At 74.1% G+C, this 19,087-nt stretch carries 15 protein-coding genes; 10 read left to right on the top strand and 5 right to left on the bottom strand.

Annotated elements, in window-relative coordinates; translation table 11 throughout:
* The first annotated feature begins 21 nt into the window (after window positions 1–21).
* Together K7862_RS24530 and K7862_RS24525 are read left to right on the top strand one after the other, a co-directional pair.
* Window positions 22–867 (top strand): ABC transporter ATP-binding protein, encoded by an 846-nt coding sequence (locus tag K7862_RS24530; RefSeq protein ID WP_222966138.1) that lies wholly within the window; start codon window positions 22–24, stop codon window positions 865–867.
* On the top strand, window positions 864–3,386 hold the full coding sequence (locus K7862_RS24525; protein WP_222966136.1) for an FtsX-like permease family protein: 2,523 nt from the start codon (window positions 864–866) through the stop codon (window positions 3,384–3,386). Before K7862_RS24530 ends, K7862_RS24525 begins: the two co-directional genes overlap by 4 nt.
* A 143-nt stretch (window positions 3,387–3,529) precedes the next feature.
* On the opposite strand, the gene K7862_RS24520 is transcribed toward K7862_RS24525, so the two are convergent.
* The 3 genes from K7862_RS24520 to pepN all read right to left on the bottom strand — a co-directional run bounded on the left by K7862_RS24520 (window position 3,530) and on the right by pepN (window position 10,895).
* The gene (locus tag K7862_RS24520; RefSeq protein ID WP_262413724.1) at window positions 3,530–6,868 is read right to left on the bottom strand and encodes a S8 family serine peptidase; all 3,339 of its coding nucleotides are present in this window, start codon (window positions 6,866–6,868) and stop codon (window positions 3,530–3,532) included.
* A 207-nt stretch (window positions 6,869–7,075) separates the two neighbouring features.
* Window positions 7,076–8,092 carry a hypothetical protein gene (locus K7862_RS24515; RefSeq protein WP_222966132.1) on the bottom strand — a complete coding sequence of 339 codons (1,017 nt, stop codon included), beginning with the start codon at window positions 8,090–8,092 and terminating at the stop codon, window positions 7,076–7,078.
* A 208-nt stretch (window positions 8,093–8,300) separates the two neighbouring features.
* On the bottom strand, window positions 8,301–10,895 hold the full coding sequence (gene pepN / locus K7862_RS24510) for an aminopeptidase N (RefSeq protein WP_222966130.1): 2,595 nt from the start codon (window positions 10,893–10,895) through the stop codon (window positions 8,301–8,303).
* 187 nt (window positions 10,896–11,082) lie between these two features.
* Between pepN and K7862_RS24505 the strand changes: the two genes are divergently transcribed.
* The 5 genes from K7862_RS24505 to K7862_RS24485 all read left to right on the top strand — a co-directional run bounded on the left by K7862_RS24505 (window position 11,083) and on the right by K7862_RS24485 (window position 14,449).
* A complete protein-coding gene (locus K7862_RS24505; RefSeq protein ID WP_308012158.1) occupies window positions 11,083–11,724 on the top strand; it encodes a mycothiol-dependent nitroreductase Rv2466c family protein in 642 nt (213 codons plus the stop codon).
* Between the two features lie 22 nt (window positions 11,725–11,746).
* Window positions 11,747–12,133 (top strand): VOC family protein, encoded by a 387-nt coding sequence (locus tag K7862_RS24500; RefSeq protein WP_222966128.1) that lies wholly within the window; start codon window positions 11,747–11,749, stop codon window positions 12,131–12,133.
* A 278-nt stretch (window positions 12,134–12,411) separates the two neighbouring features.
* Window positions 12,412–13,026 carry a biotin transporter BioY gene (locus K7862_RS24495; protein WP_222966126.1) on the top strand — a complete coding sequence of 205 codons (615 nt, stop codon included), beginning with the start codon at window positions 12,412–12,414 and terminating at the stop codon, window positions 13,024–13,026.
* Between the two features lie 126 nt (window positions 13,027–13,152).
* Window positions 13,153–13,641, top strand: coding sequence for a ribose-5-phosphate isomerase (locus K7862_RS24490; protein ID WP_222966123.1), 489 nt, complete (start codon window positions 13,153–13,155; stop codon window positions 13,639–13,641).
* Window positions 13,642–13,645: 4 nt separating this feature from the next.
* A complete protein-coding gene (locus K7862_RS24485) occupies window positions 13,646–14,449 on the top strand; it encodes an Fpg/Nei family DNA glycosylase (protein WP_222966121.1) in 804 nt (267 codons plus the stop codon).
* A gap of 139 nt (window positions 14,450–14,588) precedes the next feature.
* Here the strand turns inward: K7862_RS24485 and K7862_RS24480 are convergent, their stop codons facing one another.
* Window positions 14,589–15,821: a GNAT family N-acetyltransferase gene (locus tag K7862_RS24480; RefSeq protein WP_222966120.1), complete on the bottom strand. Its 1,233-nt coding sequence runs from the start codon at window positions 15,819–15,821 to the stop codon at window positions 14,589–14,591.
* 159 nt (window positions 15,822–15,980) lie between these two features.
* Here K7862_RS24480 and K7862_RS24475 point away from each other — a divergent pair, with 159 nt between their 5' ends.
* The gene (locus K7862_RS24475) at window positions 15,981–17,111 is read left to right on the top strand and encodes a PP2C family protein-serine/threonine phosphatase (protein ID WP_372461649.1); all 1,131 of its coding nucleotides are present in this window, start codon (window positions 15,981–15,983) and stop codon (window positions 17,109–17,111) included.
* Between the two features lie 145 nt (window positions 17,112–17,256).
* Window positions 17,257–17,451 carry a hypothetical protein gene (locus K7862_RS24470; protein WP_222966115.1) on the top strand — a complete coding sequence of 65 codons (195 nt, stop codon included), beginning with the start codon at window positions 17,257–17,259 and terminating at the stop codon, window positions 17,449–17,451.
* Here the strand turns inward: K7862_RS24470 and K7862_RS24465 are convergent.
* Window positions 17,416–18,447, bottom strand: coding sequence for an asparaginase (locus K7862_RS24465; RefSeq protein ID WP_222966113.1), 1,032 nt, complete (start codon window positions 18,445–18,447; stop codon window positions 17,416–17,418). The two genes, K7862_RS24470 and K7862_RS24465, sit on opposite strands and share 36 nt — an antisense overlap.
* A 141-nt stretch (window positions 18,448–18,588) precedes the next feature.
* Between K7862_RS24465 and K7862_RS24460 the strand changes: the two genes are divergently transcribed.
* Complete coding sequence (locus K7862_RS24460) at window positions 18,589–19,041, top strand: Lrp/AsnC family transcriptional regulator (protein ID WP_222966111.1); 453 nt, start codon at window positions 18,589–18,591, stop codon at window positions 19,039–19,041.
* Window positions 19,042–19,087 lie beyond the last annotated feature (46 nt).

Raw genomic sequence — 19,087 nt, 5'->3', positions numbered from 1 at the left:
CCAGGAGAGGAGCCCCAGGCCATGGCATCCCGCCGCAGAACCGAGCCCGCCGCCCGCACGGAGGCAGCCCGTACGGAGGCCGCCCGCACGGAGGCAGCCCGTCCGTCGCCCTTCGCCGTGGAACTGCGCGCCGTCCGCCGCACCTACGGCAGGGGCGACGCGGCCGTGCACGCCCTGCGCGGAGTGGACCTGGCCCTGGCCCGTGGCAGCTTCACCGCGGTCATGGGCCCCTCCGGCTCCGGCAAGAGCACCTTCCTGCAGTGCGCCGCGGGCCTGGACCGCCCCAGCGCCGGCCAGGTGCTGCTGGGCGGCGAGGACATCACCGGCCTGAGCGAGAACCGGCTCACCAAGCTGCGGCGCAGCCGGATCGGGTTTGTCTTCCAGTCCTTCAACCTGCTGCCCTCGCTGACCGTCCAGCAGAACGTGCTGCTCCCGCAGCGGCTGGCCGGCCGCCGGCCGGACCGCCGCAGGGCCGCCGAGCTGCTGGCCCGGGTGGGGCTGGAGCGGCACGGCAGGCGGCGCCCGGGCCAGCTCTCGGGCGGGCAGCAGCAGCGCGTCGCCATCGCCCGGGCGCTGATCACCGACCCGGAGGTGATCTTCGCCGACGAGCCGACCGGGGCGCTGGACACCGGGACCGCGCGGGAGGTGCTCGGCCTGCTGCGGCACGCGGTGGACGCCCTCGGCGCGACCGCCGTGATGGTCACCCACGACCCGGTGGCCGCCTCGTACGCCGACCGCGTGGTCTTCCTGGCCGACGGCGCCCTCGCCGGCGAGCTGACCCGCCCGGACCCGACCACCGTCGCCGACCGGATGGTCGCCCTCACCGCGTCCACCGCCGGCCCCGGCAGGCTGGGGGCGGCCGCGTGAACGGGCTCGCCCGCGCCTCTGTGCGGTTCCGGCCCGCGTCCTTCGCGGGCACCTTCATCGCGCTGCTGTTCGCGGCCGCGGTCGTCACGGCCTGCGGCACCATGCTGCAGACCGGGGTCACCGCCCATGTGGCACCGGTGCGGTACGCGCACGTGCCGGTCGTGGTGGCCCCCGACCCGCAGGCGCGGATCACCACCGGCCACGGCGACAACCGCGACACCGAGGCCGAGGCGCTCACCGACCAGCCGCGGCTGGACGCCGGGCTCGCGGCGCGGATCGCCGCCCGGCCCGGCGTCGCCGCCGCCGTTGCCGACATCGCGTTCCCCGTGGAGTCCGCGCACCTTCCCCCGCTCACCGGCCGCGACTGGGCCGCCCACGCCGTCGACGGCTCCGCCGTCACGCGGGGCCACGCGCCCGGTGCGGGCGAGGTCGTGCTCGACGCGGCCACCGCGCGGGCGGCGGGCCTCGGCCCCGGCGACGCCGTGCGGTTCGCCGCGCCCGGCGGCACGCACACCTACCGGGTCGCCGGGCTGACCGGGGAGCCTGCGCGGCCGGGGGAGTCCGGAAAGGCCACCGCCACCGCGTACTTCGCCGACACCGCCGCGCCCGCTCTGTCGGGCCACCCGGGCAGGGCCGACGCCATCGCGGTGTTCGGGGCGCCCGGGATCCCGACGGACCGGCTCGCCGACGAGACCCGCCAGGCCGTCGGCACGCGCGTACAGGTGCGGACCGGCGACGGACGCGGCGCGGCCGAGCAGCCCACGCTGGCCTCCGCCCGCGAGCTGCTGACCGCGATCGGCGGGTCGTTCGGCGGGATCGCCACCGCCACCGCGGTGTTCGTGGTCATGGGCACCGTCGCCCTCGCGGTCGGCCAGCGCAGCCGGGAGATCGCGCTGCTGCGCGCGGTCGGCGCCACCCCGCGGCAGATCCGGCGCACCGTGGCGACCGAGGCGATGCTCGTCGCCCCCGTGGCCGGCGCGGCCGGGATCCTGCCCGGCCTCGCCCTCGCCCACTGGTGGTTCGGTCAGCTCGTCGACAAGGGCGCGGTGCCGAGGGGCGCCCGGTTGTCCGTCGGCTGGATCCCCATGGTGGTCGCGGTCGGCGCCGGCGTGCTGGCCTCGCTCGCCGCCGGCCATCTCGCCGCGCGGCGGCCCTCGAAGGCCCGGCCCAGCCAGGCGCTGGGCGAGGCGGCGGTCGAGCGCCGGCGGCCCGGGGTGATCCGCACGGTGCTGGGCGTCGCGGCCACCGCCGGCGGGTGCGTGCTGGCCGCGGTGGCCGCGCACGAGACGGGGGACGACGCGGCGTCGGTCGCGCTCGGCGTGGTCTTCAGCTTCATGGTGGCGGTGGCGCTGCTCGGCCCGGTCCTGGCGTGGCTCGCCGCGACCGTGCTGGGGTGGCCGCTGCGGTCGGGCGGCGCGCCCGGCGCGCTGGCGGCCGCCAACACCCGGGCCAACGCCCGCAGGCTGGCGTCCGCGATCACACCGATCGTCCTGGTCACGGCGTTCTGCGGAACGCTGCTGTGCATGCAGGGCACGATCACCCACACCGCGAGCCGGCAGATCAGGGACGGAGTTGCCGCCGACCAGGTGCTGGGCAGCGCCGGGCCCGGGCTGCCCGCCGCCACCGCCGACCGGGCCGCCCGGATCCCCGGCGTGGACGCGGCCGTCGGCGTGCTGCGCACGGGTGCGCTCTACCGCGCCGGCGGCGCGCTGGACTCCGCGACCGTGCTGGGCGTCGGGGGCGATGTGAAGGCTCTTCCCGGGGTGCTCCGCCTCGGGGTGCGCAGCGGCTCGCTCGCCGACCTGACGGGGGACGGCCGCACGGTCGCCGTCGACACGCTGCTCGCCGGCACCGCGCACGTGAAGGTCGGCGGCTCGCTGTCGCTGTGGCTCGGCGACGGCACGCCGGTGCGGTCCCGCGTCGTGGCGGTCTATGAACGCGGCCTGGGGCTGGGCGGGTTGCTGCTGCCGCGGGCGGCGGTGGCGGAGCACGCGGCGACCGCCCTCGACAGCCAGGTGCTGGTGCACGACCGTCCCGGGGCCCGCCCGGCGGACGTGCGCACGGCGCTGGCCCGTCTGGACGTGCCCGGACTGACCGTCACGGACCGGGCGGGCTACCGGGCGCAGGCCGACAAGGACCTGCAGCTCAACGCCTGGGCGAACCGGGTGATGGCGCTGGTCCTCGGCGGCTTCGCCGCGGTGGCCGCGGCCAACACGCTGGTGATGACGGTGCTGGACCGCCGCCGTGAGGTCGCGCTGCTGCGGCTGACCGGGACGACCCGCCGTCAGGTGCTCGGGATGCTGCGCTGGGAGGCGCTGCTGGTGGCGGTCGCGGGACTGGTCCTCGGCTCGGCGATCGCGTGGATCACGCTGGTTCCCATCGCCCGCGGCACGACCGGTGGGAGCCCCTATGTGCCGCCCGCCACCGCCCTGGTCATCGGCTGCGGCGCGCTGGCCCTGTCGCTGGCCGCCACGCTCCTGCCGGCCCGCGCCCTCCTCCGCGGAGCGGCCCGGCCGTAGGAGCCGGGCCGGGCCGCCCCGGGGGAGCGAGCGTGGCGCGGGGGCGGGAAAGCGTGCGGGGCGGGCGCCCCCTGAGCGCCCGCCCCGCCTTCTCCCCGCCGAATGGCCTGCTGCGGCCCTGCTGCGGCCCTGCTACGGCCCCGCTACGGCACTGTGGTGCCGATCAGCACGCTGCCGGTCCCGGCGACCGTACCGCGCGCGTCGAGGAGCTGGACCTCACCGAAGAACTGCCGTCCCGCGGGCGCCGCCGCCGAGGCCAGCACCGAGGCCGAGACCTGGGCGCTCGCGCCGTGCGGCAGGTGGACGACCGCGGAGTCGTCCACGCTCACCGAGCCCAGGCCGGCCGAGTAGTACACGTCCTTGTACGCGTACGTCGTCGACCCGGACGGCACCGAGTAGCCGTCCACCTCGAAGGTGTACGTCCCCGGGGCCGGGTCGGCCAGGCTCACCGACTCCTCGGCGTCGCCGTCCGCGGACTGCCCGACGAGCACGCCGTCGCGGTACACGTACAGGTCGAGGTCGGCCGCGGTGTCCGACGGCGAGCCGATGGAGACGTCCAGCCGCGAGACGCCCGAGCCCAGGGTGAGCTGGGTGGTCTGCGTCGCGCCCTGGGTGATCGTCGGCGTGGCGGTCAGCGCGGAGCCGAGCGGCCCGCCCTTGAGCCGGCCCTCCAGCCCGGCGAACGCGTTGCCGACGGTCCAGGTCACCGGGGTCGCGGTGCCGACCTTGACCTGGTCGACGGTCTGCACGGCCGGGTCGAAGGACGCGCCGAGCACGGTCACCGTCAGGTGGTAGGGGTTGTCGAGCTGCGGCGAGGTGCGCCGGGCCTCCACCTCGATCTCCCACACGCCGGGCATCGGCTGGGAGTAGGACCGCACGTCGGGCCGGCAGGTGTTCGCCGGGTTGGTGTAGTTGGGGTAGCAGTCGATGGTCTGCGTCGAGTCCAGCGGCACACCGTACGGGTGCATGGTGATGAACCGCGTCTGGCTGCCCGTTGCGATCCCGTCCATCGCGACCTCGAGCGAGGTCGCGCCCGCCGGGACGGTCACGAAGTACGAGCGGGTGACGTCGCGCTGGATCGTGCCGGACCGCTCCAGGGTGTAGCCGGGGGCGGCCACCGGGGTGGAGACGATCACGGTCGCGGCGATCTGGGTGTCGGTCCCGCGGGTCAGCGGGTCGTCGACGTTCAGCAGCGCGCTGTGCACGCCGGCCGACCGCGGCTTGGCGGTGATCCGCACGGTCACCGGGACGCCGAGCGGGAGCCGGACCAGCGGCCCGCCCTCGACCCGGAAGGTGCCGTCGTTGTGCGCCCAGGTCAGCGTCTGCCACTGCGCGGCGGCCGCGCCGGAGGTGCGGGTCACCGTGACGCTGTAGGTGCGCTGCTGACCGGTGGTCAGGCCGCCCTCGCGGTCGTAGACGCCGGTGCCGTAGCCGGGGGTCTGCAGGAAGCCGGACAGGGTGGTGTTCACCGGCGCCTTCACGGTGTAGGCGTCGGTGGTGCCGCCCCGCCGCAGCAGGTCCCAGGCCGGGCCGACGGACACCAGTCCTGCGCCCTGGTCGACGGTCTGGAAACCGGGGATGGTGCGCGCGGTGCTGATCAGCGCGGTGCGCAGCTGGGCCGGGCTGACCGTCATCCGGTGGTCCTTGGCGGCCGAGAGCAGCAGCGCCGCGGCGCCGGTGGCCTGTGGGGAGGCCATCGAGGTGCCCTGCAGCATCGCGTAGCCGGGCGGCAGAGCGTAGCCCGCCTCCTTCACCGGCGCGCCCGCCTCCCAGGTGGGCACGGAGTTGATGGACGCGCCGGGCGCGGTGAGCACCGGGGCGAGCCCGCCGTCCTCGCGGGGACCGCGGGAGGAGAACGGCAGCAGCGAGTACGGCACGGTCATCTGGGAGCCGTAGTCGGCCGCCCAGGTCTCCTTGGAGATGGAGGCGCCGATGCTGAGCACGTGGTCGGCGAGCCCCGGGTCGCCGATGGTGTTGACGCCGGGGCCGTCGTTGCCCGCGGAGATCACGAGCTGGACGCCGTAGGTGTCGATCAGCCGCTTGTAGAGCTGGTCGCGGGCGCTCGCGCCGTCGTTGAGGGCACCGAGACCGCCGATGGACATGTTGACCACGTCCACGTGGTGGTTGACCACGAGGTCGGTCATGCCCTCGGTGAGCGCGATGTTGGTGCAGCCGCCGGACCAGGTGCAGGCCCGCGACGAGACGATCTTCGCGCCGGGCGCGGCGCCGTTCATCTTCCCGCCGAACAGCCCGTTGGCGCTGGTGATGCCGGCCACGTGGGTGCCGTGCTCGGACTGCACCACGCCGATGTTGACGAAGTCCGCCTTCTTGCCGACCCAGGTCCCACCGTAGGGGTCCATCGGGACGTCCTTGCGGATCTCGATCGTGAACGGGATGGACTCCGAGATCGCCGTCGCCGGGTCGTCGGTGCCGAAGTGCCCGATCTGGAAGCCGTCCTTGTACGGCTTCATCGGGGTGTCGTCGGTGAAGTCCCCGTTGTTGTTCAGGTCGACCCGCACGGTGCCGGCCGCCGGGTCGTACAGCAGGCCCCACACGTCGGTGGTGTCGCCGTCGCGGTTCAGGTCGCCCTGCATGTCGCCGCCCTTGGTGGCGGCCTCGGCGAAGGTGCTGAACCGGTAGTCGCCGGTGGGCGCGGTCCAGGTGCGGCCGGCGGCGGTGAACGACGTGCCGGACACCGCGGTGACCATCGGCCGCCAGGTGGCGTCGCCGTCGAGGATCGGGTCGGTGGCGGTGACCCAGTCGACGATCTTCCGCTCGCCGGTGGTGGTCCTCTGCAGCGCCGGATGGCCGACGTCGACGCCCGAGTCGAGGATGCCGATGGTCACGCCGCGGCCGTCCTCCGTGGGGTGGTCCTTGACGAAGTCGACCGCGCCGGTCTCGAACGCCGGCTGGTACGGGTTCTTCGCCGGGGTGTGCGCGTCGGGACCGGAGTAGGTGGTCGTGCCGCCGTGCCCCGCGTGCCCGCCGGCCGCGCTGGTGGTGTCGGCGGCCGGCGCCGGGTCGTCGAGCTTGATCTCCTGCTTGAGGTCGATCGCCAGGACCTGCGGCAGCTTCTGGGCCGCGGTCAGCGCGGCGTCGGCCTTGCCGGTCGGCACGGTCGCGCGGACGTAGCCGAGGTCGTCGTAGGTCATGCCGACGCTGGCGCCCTGGGCGTGCAGCTTCGCGGTGACCTGCCCGGTCTGGCCCGGCTGGGTGGCGACCATGAACGTGACGTTCTTGTCGCCGTCCGCCTTGGCCTTCTCCAGGAGCGAGGCGTCGGCCGAGCCGAGCTTGTCGGGCGCGTCCTTGGCCGGGGTGTCGCCGGCCGGCGTGCCGGCGGTGGAACCGGTCGCGGCGGGGGCCTGCGGAGCCGGGTCGGCGACCGCGAGCGAGGGCCCGGCAGCCGACAGCGCGGCGACCAGGCCCGCGGCGAGCGCGATCCGGGCCGCGCGTCTCTTCCCGGCTATGTGATCGAGTGGCATGGGCATCCCTGTTCGGACGGTCGCGGACTGTTCGAAGTGCGGAGTCGTACGACCGCTCACCCTGATGGAATGGGGCGCCCTTTGGGGAGTGTTGACCTGCACATGGCCTGGCGATGACGGGTTTCCGCCACCGCCATCGAGGACACAACGGGACCAGCGCGGGCAAAAGACCGGCCGTTGCGGCGGTGGCGTTCCGGGCAAAAGGCGTCAGCGCGGGATGACGCCCACATACGCCGCCGGTGTCCGGTCCGTGGACGCCATCAGGGCCGTCCTGACGATCGCGGCCTGCTGCTCCAGGGCGCTGCCGAGCTTGGCCGGCGTCAGGTGCACCAGCGTGATGCCCAGCGCCTCCAGCCGCTCCCGCTGCCGGGCGTGCCGCACCCAGGCGTCGTCGTCGTGCCCGGCCGACGCCGCCCGCGCGTCCACGACCACCGCCACCGCCTCGTCCGGCCAGTACGCGTCGACCCCGCCCAGCGGAGGGCCGCCGGGCAGCACCAGCTCCACGTTCCACAGCGGGTCGGGCAGTCGGTGGCAGCGGACCATGGCGTAGAGCCGGTCCTCGCCCATCGTGCGGTCGGCGGCGTGCAGCGCGGGCAGGGCCGCGGCGACGTGCGGCAGGTCCAGCGACTCCGCCTCGGCCAGCTCCCGCAGTACCGCGGCCCCGTCGCAGTACCCGGCGAGCACCGCCTCGGTCAGCATCCGCCGGATGATGTCGGGGTCGTCCGGCGCGGTGACGGCGTCCGCGAGGGCGCGGGGCACCGGCACGCACGGCAGGCCGCAGAGCTCCTGCGGGTTCGGCAGCGCGCGGACCCGGACGAGTGCGACGTCGCCCGCGTCACGCAGCCGGCGCTGGTGGGGGACCAGGACGTCGATCCGCTGCTGCCCTGCCAGCGGCGGCACCGAGGTGAAGCCGTGCAGGGCGAGCGCCGCGCGGCCGGTCACCATCGCTTCCCGGCCGCCGCCGAGGGGGCCGTGCCGGCCGGGGTCCCGGCCGGCGTACAGCAGCGCGGCCTGGACGCGCTCGCGGCTGCTGGGCGGCCCGGGGTGCAACAGGTAGACATCCGGCAGCAGTTGCTGCCACGGCCCGCCCGGCGCGCAGCGCTCGGCGATCAGCGCGGGGGACAGGCCGCGCTCCCGCAGCAGGCGTGCGCTGAACACGCCGGTGTCGCCGGACGGGACGCCCGGGGCCTTCGAGGTGTGGGGGGTGCGGTGGTTCGTGGTCATGGTCAGAGGCTTGCCCAGCGGCGAACCCGTGGGTAACCGCTGTTACAGGCCCGTCGACAAAACGGGACAACAGCGGGCTAAAGTCCACCAGTTCGGATGCCGAAGAGCATGGTTCACCCATCAGGGTGAAGGGGCGGCCCCGACCAGCCGGGACCGCCCCTCGGCGCCGTGCTTTCCCCGCCCTCAACACGCCCTGGGCGGAGGGGAGTCAGCGCCTCGCGTCACATTCCTGTGCCCGCAGGGCGCGCGCCAGGTCGTCGCGCGCCTCCAGCACCAGCCGGCGCAGTGCGGGAGCGGCGTCCGGGTGGCCGGAGAGCCACGCGTCGGTGGCCGCCAGCGTCTCCTGCCGGTCCTGCAGCGACGGGAACAGGCCGCGCACCACGGCCATCCCGATCTCGATCGACCGCTCCGCCCACAGGTCCTCGATGGCGGCGAAGTACGGCTCGGTGTACGGCGCGGTCAGCTCGCGCTGCCCGGCCTGCGCGAAGCCCGCGATGGTCGCCTCCACCAGCGCGTTGGACAGCTTGTCCGACTCCACCACGTCCGTCCACGCCGCGGCCTTCACCGCCGCGGACGGGCGCGCGGCCAGGCAGCGCACCTCGTGCCGGTGGCCGGAGGCGGTGTCGTCGCGGGACCGCTCGGCCGCGATCACGCCCTCGTCCGCCAGGCCCTCGGCGGTCAGCGTCTCCAGGAACGTCCAGCGCAGCTCCTGGTCGACGTCGAGCCCGTCGATCTTCGCCGAGCCGGCCAGCAGGCCCTGCAGCAGCTGCAGATCGGCCGGCGAGCCGGCCACCGCGGCGAAGAACCGCGCCCAGGCGAGCTGGTGGCCGCTGCCCGGCTCGGCCTGGCGCAGCTCCCGCAGCGCGCCCTCGGCCAGCTCGCGGGCCGCCTCCTCGCGCCCCGGCGGCGCGACGTAGTGGGTCAGCGCGGTGCGCGCCTGCTGGTGCAGCGACTGCAGCACGCCGATGTCGCTCTCCCGGCCGGCGAACCGCAGCACCAGCGCCAGGTAGTCGCGGGCCGGCATCAGCGCGTCCCGGGTCATGTTCCACACCGCAGCCCAGGCCAGCGCCCGGGCCAGCGGGTCCGACACGTCGCCCAGGTGCGACCGCAGGGTCTCCAGCGAGGCCTCGTCGAACCGGATCTTGCAGTACGTCAGGTCGTCGTCGTTGACCAGGATCAGGTCGGGACGCGGCTGCCCGGCGAGTTCCGCCACGGCCGTCGACGGGCCGGCCACGTCCAGTTCGGCGCGGGCGTAACGCTCCACCGCGCCGCCGGGCACCCGGCGGTACAGCCCCACCGCCACGCGGTGCGGGCGCAGTTCGGGCTGCTCGCCGTCCGCGGTCTGCAGCACGGTCAGTTCGGTGATCCGGTCCTGCTCGTCGTACACCGCGTGCGGGGTCAGCGAGTTGACGCCCGCGGTCTGCAGCCAGGAGCGCGACCAGGCGGCCATGTCCCGGCCCGAGGTCTCCACCAGCACCGACAGCAGGTCGTCCAGGGTGGTGTTGCCGTACGCGTGGCGCTTGAAGTAGCGCCGCGCCGCCTCCAGGAACGCCTCCTGGCCCACGTAGGCGACGAGCTGCTTGAGCACCGCCGCGCCCTTGGAGTAGGTGATGCCGTCGAAGTTGAGCTTGGCGTCCTCCAGGTCGCGGATGTCCGCCACCACCGGGTGGGTGGAGGGCAGTTGGTCCGCGCGGTAGGCCCACGACTTGCGGCGGTTGGCGAAGGTGATCCAGCCCTCGGTGTAGCGGGTCGCGCCGACCTGCGAGAAGGCGCCCATGAAGTCCGCGAAGGACTCCTTCAGCCACAGATCGTCCCACCAGCGCATGGTCACCAGGTCGCCGAACCACATGTGCGACATCTCGTGCAGCACCACGTTCGCCCGGTGCTCGTACGACGCCCGCGTCACCTTGCCGCGGAAGATGAACTCCTCGCGGAACGTCACGCAGCCCGGGTTCTCCATCGCGCCCAGGTTGTACTCCGGCACGAACGCCTGGTCGTACTTCCCGAACGGGTACGGGTAGTCGAAGTGGTCGTGGAAGAAGTCCAGGCCCTGCTTGGTCACCTCGAAGATCTCGTCCGCATCGAAGTGCCTGGCCAGCGACCGGCGGCACAGCGCGCTGAGCGGGATGTCGAGCACGCCGCGGTCCTCGAAGGTCCGGGCGTAGTGGTCGCGCTCCACGTGGTACGGGCCGGCGACGACCGCCGTGATGTAGGTGGAGATCGGCTGCGTCGGCTGGAACCGCACGACGCTGCCGCCGCCGTCCGCGGGGACGGGCTCGCCGTCCGGCTCCGCGTTGCTGATCACGGTCCAGCCCTCGGGCGCGGTCACCTGGAAGGTGAACGGGGCCTTCAGGTCCGGCTGCTCGAAGTTGGCGAAGACCCGGCGCGAGTCGGCCGGCTCGTACTGCGTGTAGAGGTAGACCTCGCCGTCCTCGGGGTCCTCGAAGCGGTGCAGGCCCTCACCGGTGCGGCTGTAGGCGCAGGAGGCGTCGACCATCAGGGTGTTGCGCTCGGCCAGGTCGTCCAGCGCGATGCGGGCGCCGTCGAAGACCACGGCGGGGTCGAGGTCGCGGCCGTTGAGCCGCACGGAGGTGACCGAGGGGGCCACCAGGTCGGCGAAGGACGACGCGCCGGGCGACGAGCAGCGGAACTCGATCACCGTCGTCGACCGGAACGTCCGGGGTCCCGCGGGATCGGCCGGTCCCACGGCGGAGCGGACGTCCAGCGCCACGTCGTAGCGTTCGACGGACAGCATCGCGGCCCGGTCGCGGGCCTCCTCGCGGCTGAGGTTCTCGCCGGGCACAGGCGGACTCCTTTGTCTTCCCTGATGGTCGTGCTGGATCACAGCTCTGGCATCCTCCCACGGGAGCGCGGCGGGCCCCCGGCGGGCGGCGGCGGGGAATGACCCCGGGCCGGCCGGGCGTTCTCCGTCGTAGGGGATCAGGTACCCCGCAGCCGTCCGCAGAGGCATCCGTACGAGGAGTAGCACCGTGACCACCACCGACGCCGAGAAGACGCCCGCCGACTTCTGGTTCGACCCGCTGTGCCCCTGGGCCTGGATGACCTCGCGCTGGATGCTGGAGGTCGAGAAGGTCCGGCCCGTCGAGGTGCGCTGGCACGTCATGAGCCTGGCGGTGCTCAACGAGGACAAGCTCGACACCCTGTCCGAGAAGTACGCGGCCTTCCTCCGCGACGCCTGGGGCCCGGTCCGCGTCGTCGTGGCCGCCCAGCAGGAGCACGGCGACGAGGTCGTCGGCCCGCTCTACACCGCGCTCGGCACCCGCTTCCACAACCAGGGCCTGCCCCGGGAGCGGGAGACCATCGTCGCCGCCCTGGAGGAGGTCGGCCTGCCCGTCGAGCTCGCGGACCACGCCGACCGCGACACCTACGACACCCAGCTGCGCGCCTCCCACAAGGAGGGCATCGACAAGGTCGGCCAGGACGTCGGCACCCCGGTCATCGCGGTGCCCGGCTCCGACGGCGAGCAGATCGCCTTCTTCGGGCCGGTCGTCACCCCGACCCCGCGCGGGGACCAGGCCGCGAAGCTGTGGGACGGGACGCTGCTGGTCGCCTCGGTGCCCGGCTTCTACGAGATCAAGCGCACCCGCACCCAGGGCCCCATCTTCGACTGACCGACCGGGAGCACCTGCGGCCATGCCACACCTCGGCCTGACGGCCCTCGTCGTCCGCGAGTACGACGAGGCCATCGACTTCTACACGCGCGCCCTCGGCTTCGAGCTGCGCGAGGACACCCCACGCGACGACGGCAGCCGGTGGGTCGTCGTCGCGCCGCCCGGCTCCCGGGAGACCGGCCTGCTGCTGGCCCGCGCGAGCACTCCCGCGCAGGCCGGCCGGATCGGCGACCAGACCGGCGGCCGCGTCGGCCTCTTCCTCACGACCGACGACTTCGACCGCGACTACAAGCGGATGGTCGCCGAGGGCGTGGTCTTCGAGGAGGAGCCGCGCTACGAGCCGTACGGCGCCGTCGTGGTCTTCCAGGACCTCTACGGCAACCGCTGGGACCTCATCGAGCCCGCCTGAGCGCATTGGCGGAGTCCCACAGTGGACCGACCGCGCCGAGGCGCCTCCGGAACCTCTTCCGGAGCGCCCGGCGCGGCACGGCGACACGTGACGTGGCTCACTTCACCTGCTGAAACGCACTCAACCGCCGGGTGGTACGGCTGGCTTCAGGGTGTACGGAAGTCTCCAAGCGGCGGCACGCGGCTTTGTGGGGGTCTCACGATGATCGGCTCCGGGGCGCTGGGCTAGCGTCACGGTGTCCCCTCCCGCCGACGCACCCCAGACCCCGCGGAGTCCCGATGAGCAGCAGCACCGCAGCACCCGCAGCCCGTTTCGTCCTGGCCGACCTGGTCCCCGCCTCCTCCGCCGCCCGCGCCCGGGTGCGCGACGCCGCGCTGGTGCTGGGCGGCGCCGTCCTCACCGGCCTGGCAGCGCAGTTGTCGGTGCCGGTGCCGGGGTCGCCGGTGCCCGTCACCGGGCAGACGTTCGCGGCGCTGCTGGTGGGCACCGCGCTCGGGGCGCGCCGCGGCTTCGCGTCCCTCGGGCTCTACGCGGCGGCGGGTGTCGCCGGCCTGCCGTGGTTCGCCGAGGGCTCGTCGGGCTGGTCGATGCCGAGCTTCGGCTACATCCTCGGCATGATGCTGGCGTCGGCGGTGGTCGGGGCGCTGGCCCGGCGCGGCGGGGACCGCACGGTGCTGCGGACGGCGGGCGTCATGGTGCTCGGCTCGGCCGTCGTCTACGCGGTGGGCGTCCCCTATCTGGCGTACTCCGCGCACCTGTCGGCGACCCAGGCCGTCGATCTCGGCCTGCGCCCCTACCTCCTCGGCGACGCGCTGAAGGCCGCGCTGGCGATGGGCATGCTGCCCGCCGCGTGGCGCTTCCTGCACCACGACGGAGACGACGCGGCCGGCTGAGCCGGCGGAGACGGCTCAGCCGTCCCGGCAGCGCACCAGCCGCCCGGCCTCACGGCCCCGCGGAACCCCCCTCCGGGGCCGAGCCCCGGAGGGGCGGGGGCCGGACCGGGATGGGAGACTGGCCGCATGCGCGTGTACCTGGGCTCCGACCATGCCGGCTTCGAACTGAAGAACCACCTCGTGGAGTGGCTGACCGCCAACGGTCACGACCCCGTCGACTGCGGCCCGCACATCTACGACGCCGTCGACGACTACCCGCCCTTCTGCCTGCGCGCGGCCGAGCGCACCGCCGCCGACGCCGGCTCCCTCGGCATCGTGATCGGCGGTTCCGGCAACGGCGAGCAGATCGCCGCCAACAAGGTCAAGGGCGTCCGCGCCGCGCTCGCCTGGAGCGAGCAGACCGCGTCGCTGGCCCGCGAGCACAACGACGCCAACGTGCTGAGCATCGGCGGCCGGATGCACACCCAGGACGAGGCGACCAAGTTCGTCGAGATCTTCCTCGCCACCCCGTACTCGCACGAGGAGCGGCACCAGCGCCGCATCGACATGCTCACCGCGTACGAGGCCACCGGTGAGCTCCCGCCGATCCCGGCCGGTCACCCGCAGCAGGACTGACCGCGTGCCCGAAGGCCATACGATCCACCGGCTGGCCGAGGACTGCCTCGGCCTGCTCGGCGGACGTCAGGTGCGGGCGAGCAGCCCGCAGGGCAAGTTCGCCGACAGCGCCGCCCTGCTGGACCGCGGCGTGCTCGACGCCGCGGACGCGCACGGCAAGCACCTGTTCCTCGGCTTCGCGGCCACCGGCTGGGTGCACATCCATCTCGGCCTGATCGGCAAGGTCACCTTCGACGGCGTCGTCAGCGACACCGTGCGGCTGCGCCTGGAGGGCGGCGCGCACACCATGGACCTGCGCGGGCCTGCGGCGTGCGAGCTGATCACCGACGGCGAGAAGCAGGCCGTGCACGACCGGCTCGGCCCCGACCCGCTGCGGCCCGGGGACGACCCCGAGCGGGCCTGGAACCGGATCTCCCGGTCCCGGATACCCGTGGCGGCCCTGCTGATGGACCAGAAGGTGCTCGCCGGGGTCGGCAACGTGTACCGCGCCGAGGTGCTGTTCCGGCACGGCGTGGACCCGTTCCTGCCCGGCAGGGCGCTGACCCGGCCGGTGTGGGACGCGATGTGGGCCGACCTGGTGGAGCTGATGCGGGCCGGCGTGCGCGCCAACCGGATCGACACCGTGCGGCCCGAGCACGAGCCCGAGGCCATGGGACGGCCGCCGCGCCAGGACGACCACGGCGGCGAGGTCTACGTCTACCGGCGGACCGGGCAGCCGTGCCTGGTGTGCGGCACCGAGGTCCGCACCCAGCCGATGGCCGCCCGCAACCTCTTCTGGTGCCCCGGCTGCCAGCCCCCGGCGACCTGAGCCTGGACCCGCGCGTCCAGCCGGTCCGGGGTTCGGCCCGGACCCGCGGACCGTGCTCGGGGCACGCGCTGCCCCGCCCCACGCACGCAGATGCCGCCCGCGGGACGGACCACAGCCGCCCGCCCCGCGGGCGTCGATCTCAGAACCGGTGCGGCAGCCAGGGCTCCGCGTCGCTGCGGAACGCCGCCGACGTCTCGGCCAGCGCACCCTCGCGCAGTTCGCGCACCAGCCCGGCGCCCGCCATCGACCGCAGGCTCGGCCCGCCCAGGTAGGCCGCGCCCAGCTCCCTGACCGACAGCGCGAGCTCCGGCGCGTCGGTGGTGCGGACGCAGCCGGCCCCCTTGCCGTCGCCGGTCAGCCGCCAACGCCCGCTGTTCCAGGGGCAGAAGGCGTCCTCGACGTCCAGCACGACGTCCACCGGCGCCGCGTAGGTGCGGGCGGACAGCGCCGCCGGGAGGTCGACCAGCCGCAGGTGGAGGCTGTCGCGGAAAGCGAGCTCGCAACGGCGGATGTCGGACACGAGCTGCAGCAGGGCGTCGTCCATCGGCCGGTTCCAGAAGGTGATCCGCGCCATCAGGTCGACCCCGGCCAGATAGCGCCACAGCGCCGCGTACGTCACCGGATCGAGTGCTTCCAGGTCGCGCAGCCTGACGGTGCCGTCCGGGCCGCTGGGCTTCCAGCCGGGGTGCGTGGCGTACCGGGCGTAGCCCCGCACCTCGCCGTCGACCTCGGCCAGCACGCACAGCAGCGGGCCGGCGCCCTCCCGGGAGGCCGGCGGGTCCAGCACCGGTTCCTGCTCCCAGCCGGGGCGGCGGGCCAGCATGCCGGGACGCCGGGGCACCACCTGCGCGTAGACGCGCTCACACGCCTCCACGGCCTCGGCGGGCGGCACCAGGCGGAACCGCACCCGGTCCACGCCCTCGGGCGCGTGGAAGGCGACCCGCGTGGTGTCCACGCTGCCGCGCAGCTGCCGGCTCGCGACGCCGTACCCGAACCGCCCGTAGATCGCCGGCTCGGACGCGGTGAGCACGGCGAACGGCTCGCCCCGCTCCCGGAAGTCGTCGAGCTGGCGGCGCATCATCGCGGTGAGGACCCCGCGGCGCCGGTGCGTCGGCTGGACGCTGACCATCGTGACGCCGGGGACGTCGGCCGCCGCACCGCCCGGCAGCGTCATCCGGAACGAGAACGCGCCCGCGGTGCCGACGAGTTCGCCGTCGTCCCAGACCGCCAGCATCCGCTCGAGTTCGACGATCCGCCGCCACAGCTCCCGCTCCTGAGCCGGCTCCGGCGGGCCGCCGAACGCCCGCTCCAGCCGCTCGTAGTACAGCTCCCACTGGTCCGGCTGCAGCACCCGCACATCGGTCGTCGTCATGCCCTCTGCCTACCAGGCGCCGACCCGCCGGGCGAACGCATTTTCCCCGCCCGCCGCGGCGCGGCGCCCGCACCCGGCCGATCCGTCGCGGCTCACCGCCACTCCGCCCTGCACGGCGGGCCGCTCGATGGGTAGGGTCGCCGGGACATGGCAAAAGACGTGGCAAGGGAAGGTCTGGGCCTGAGGTGGAGCAGATGGCTGCACCGGGCCCGCCTCGGCGTGCGCCGGTCCGCCGTCGACTACTTCCGCGGTGACGCCTCGGACTGGGCGGGCCTGGCCGCCGTCGCCCTGACCATCCCGGCCCTCGCCTGGACCACCGTGCTGATGCCCGAGTGGTGCCCGCCCAGCGCCCTGGCGCTGCCGATCCTGGCCGGCGGGCTGCTGCTGCGCCCGGCGAGCCTGCTGCTGCTCTACGCGGCCTCCGCGGTCGCGCTGGTCGCCGAGTCCGCGGCCCTGGGGCCGTACCGGGAGGGGCCGGCCCGGGTGACGCCGGGCTCGGTCCTGGTGGTGACCGCGGTCGCGCTCACCGGTCTGATCATCGCTCAGTTCCGGGCCCGGGTCGGCGTCCCGTGGCGCCGCGGCCACACCATGCTCTTCGACCTGCGCGAGCGCATCCGGGTGCAGAGCAGGCTGCCGCGCCTGCCCGGGGGCTGGCACGCCGAGATGGCCCTGCGGCCGGCCGGCGGGCAGTCCTTCTCCGGTGACTTCGTGGTCGCCACCCGCACCTCCGGCGGGCGCGTGCTGGAGGCGGTGCTCACCGACGTCTCCGGCAAGGGGATGGACGCCGCGTCGCGATCGCTGCTGCTGTCCGGCGCGTTCGGCGGCCTGCTCGGCTCGCTGCCGCCGCACGCCTTCCTCGGCGCCGCCAACGGCTACCTGCTGCGCCAGAACTGGGAAGAGGGGTTCGCCACTTCGGTCCATCTCGTGCTGGACCTGGAGAGCGGCGACTACGAACTGCTGTCCGCCGGGCACCTCCCCGGGGTGCAACTCCACGCCGGCACCGGCCGCTGGGAGGAGAAGTCGGCCGAGGGGCCCCTGCTCGGGGTGTACGACGGGGCGGAATTCCACGGCGTCAAGGGCACGTTGCGGTCCGGCGACGTGCTGATGCTGTTCACCGACGGCCTGGTGGAGACCTCCGACCGCGACATCACCGAGGGCATGGACCGCCTCATGGGCGAGGCGGACCGCTTCGTCGCCACCGGATTCCGGGGCTCCGCCTGGCGGTTGATCGAGGCTGTCGCCAAAGACGTCAACGATGACCGGGCGTTGCTGGTGGTGTGCAGGGACTGACGCTCGGGAATGGGACTATGGGTCCCGCGGTCGCAATGTGGTCTCCCGCGTCCGTGGGCGATGGCACCATGTGTACGGGCGAGGCGGGGGCGGCGGCACGGTCCCCGGACCGGCAAGGAATTACCGATTGAGGAAGTGATCCGCTGTGGTTATCTCCCTGTCCGCCGTGCTGTTGCTGGCCATCGTCCTGGTGGTGATGATCCGGAGCAAGTCGATAAAGGTCGGACCGGCCATCATCGCCGCGCTGTTCGGGTTCTTCCTCGCCTCGACGAACATGGCGCCGTCGGTCAACCGGTTCCTGACGTCACTTGCCGACACGATCAACCAGATAAAGATCTGACCGGGTCAGCGACTGCGGGGCGGCGGCCAGCACCTGCCGCAGCGTCTCGGGGGCTTCCTGGGGGGAGGGCGCGGCCAGCAGTGCGGCGAGCACCGCGATCCGCGCCTGGCCGGGGCGCAGCGTCCCCGTCAACTGGGCGCCGGCGGCGGCCAGATCGACGGCACCGCCGCCCGTGTAGAGGGGGGTCACCGCACCGGCCGCGACCCGCGTGCTGATCGCCACCAGCACGCCGTCGGCGACGGCCTTGCCCACCGCCGCCGCGACCTGGGGGTTGGTGTTCCCCGCGCCGGTGCCCTCCACCACGACCCCCCGCGCGCCGGCGCCGAGCGCCGCCTCGAAGAGCACGGCGTCGCCGTCGCTGTGGTGGGTCACGATGTCGACCCGGGGGGCCGCCACGTCGCGCGGGGGCAGCGGGAGAGCCGCGGGCCGGGGGCGGTGCCGTCCCCAGGTGACCCGGCCGAACTCGACCCGGCCGAGCGGCAGCCCGTCGGGGTCGCCGAAGGCGCGCAGGTCCACGGTGTGCTTCTTGACCGTGCCGCGGGCGGCGAAGACCTGCCCGGCGAAGACGATCACCGCGCCGATGTCGCGGCCGGTGGCGGCGGTCAGCAGCGCGTCGTAGAGGTTGCCGGCGGCGTCGCCGTCCTCGGCGTCCATCGGCTTCTGGGCCCCGGTGAAGACCACCGGGCGGCGGTCGGCGTGGAAGAGGTCCACGAAGAAGGCCGACTCCTCCAGCGTGTCCGTACCATGGGTGACGACGACGCCGTCGACCGCGGGGTCCTCCAGCGCGTCGTGCACGGCGTGCAGCAGGCGGAGCTGGTGGCCGGTGGTGAGCTGGGAGCTGTTGACGGTGAACAGGTCCACGACCCGCACGTCGACGCCCTCGGGGACCGCGCCCGCCGCGAGGACCTCCTGCCCGGCGGCCTCGGCCGCGTAGCCGTCGCCCTGCCAGCGGCTGGCGATGGTGCCTCCGGTGCTGATGACCACGACGTGTCGCACGATGCCTTCGCCTCCAACGGGGGATTTCTGGGACGGCGCGCAGCGGGCAGCTGGCTCCAGAACAATGATATGCGCGTAGACCTGCCATATGATTGCGAAATCTGACTGGCGTCCGGCCGTTTCGTGGTAGGAGATGCCACCATGGACGCCATCGACAGACGAATCTTGCGCGAGCTCCAGGCCGACGGGCGGCTCAGCAACCAGGAACTGGCCGCGCGCGTCGGCCTCACGCCGTCCCCGTGCCTGCGGCGGGTCCGCCAACTGGAGGACGACGGGGTCATCCAGACGTACCGGGCGGTGGTCGACCCCGCGGCGGTCGGCCGGGGCTTCGAGGTCTTCGCCTCCGTCGAGGTGCGGCGGGACCGCGACTCGGTCGCCGCGTTCGAGAACGAGCTGCAGTCCACCCCCGACGTGGTCGAGGCCTACCGCCTCTACGGCGCGCCGGGCTGCCTGCTGCGGATCGCCGTGGCCGACTCCGACGCGTACGAGCGGTTCTGGACCGACACGCTGATCGCCCTGCCGGGGGTGAGCGACGTCAACTCGCAGATGATCATGAAGCGGATCAAGTCGCCGCAGGGCGTGCCCGTCGACTGAGCGCGCGGGCCGCCCGGGTGGGCGAACCGGGCAGGCCACCCGGGCG

It is taken from the genome of Actinacidiphila acidipaludis (assembly GCF_019890725.1).
Classification (GTDB): domain Bacteria; phylum Actinomycetota; class Actinomycetes; order Streptomycetales; family Streptomycetaceae; genus Actinacidiphila; species Actinacidiphila acidipaludis.
Note: the sequence above shows the minus strand (reverse complement) of the source record. Positions and strands in the feature narration are given on the sequence as shown.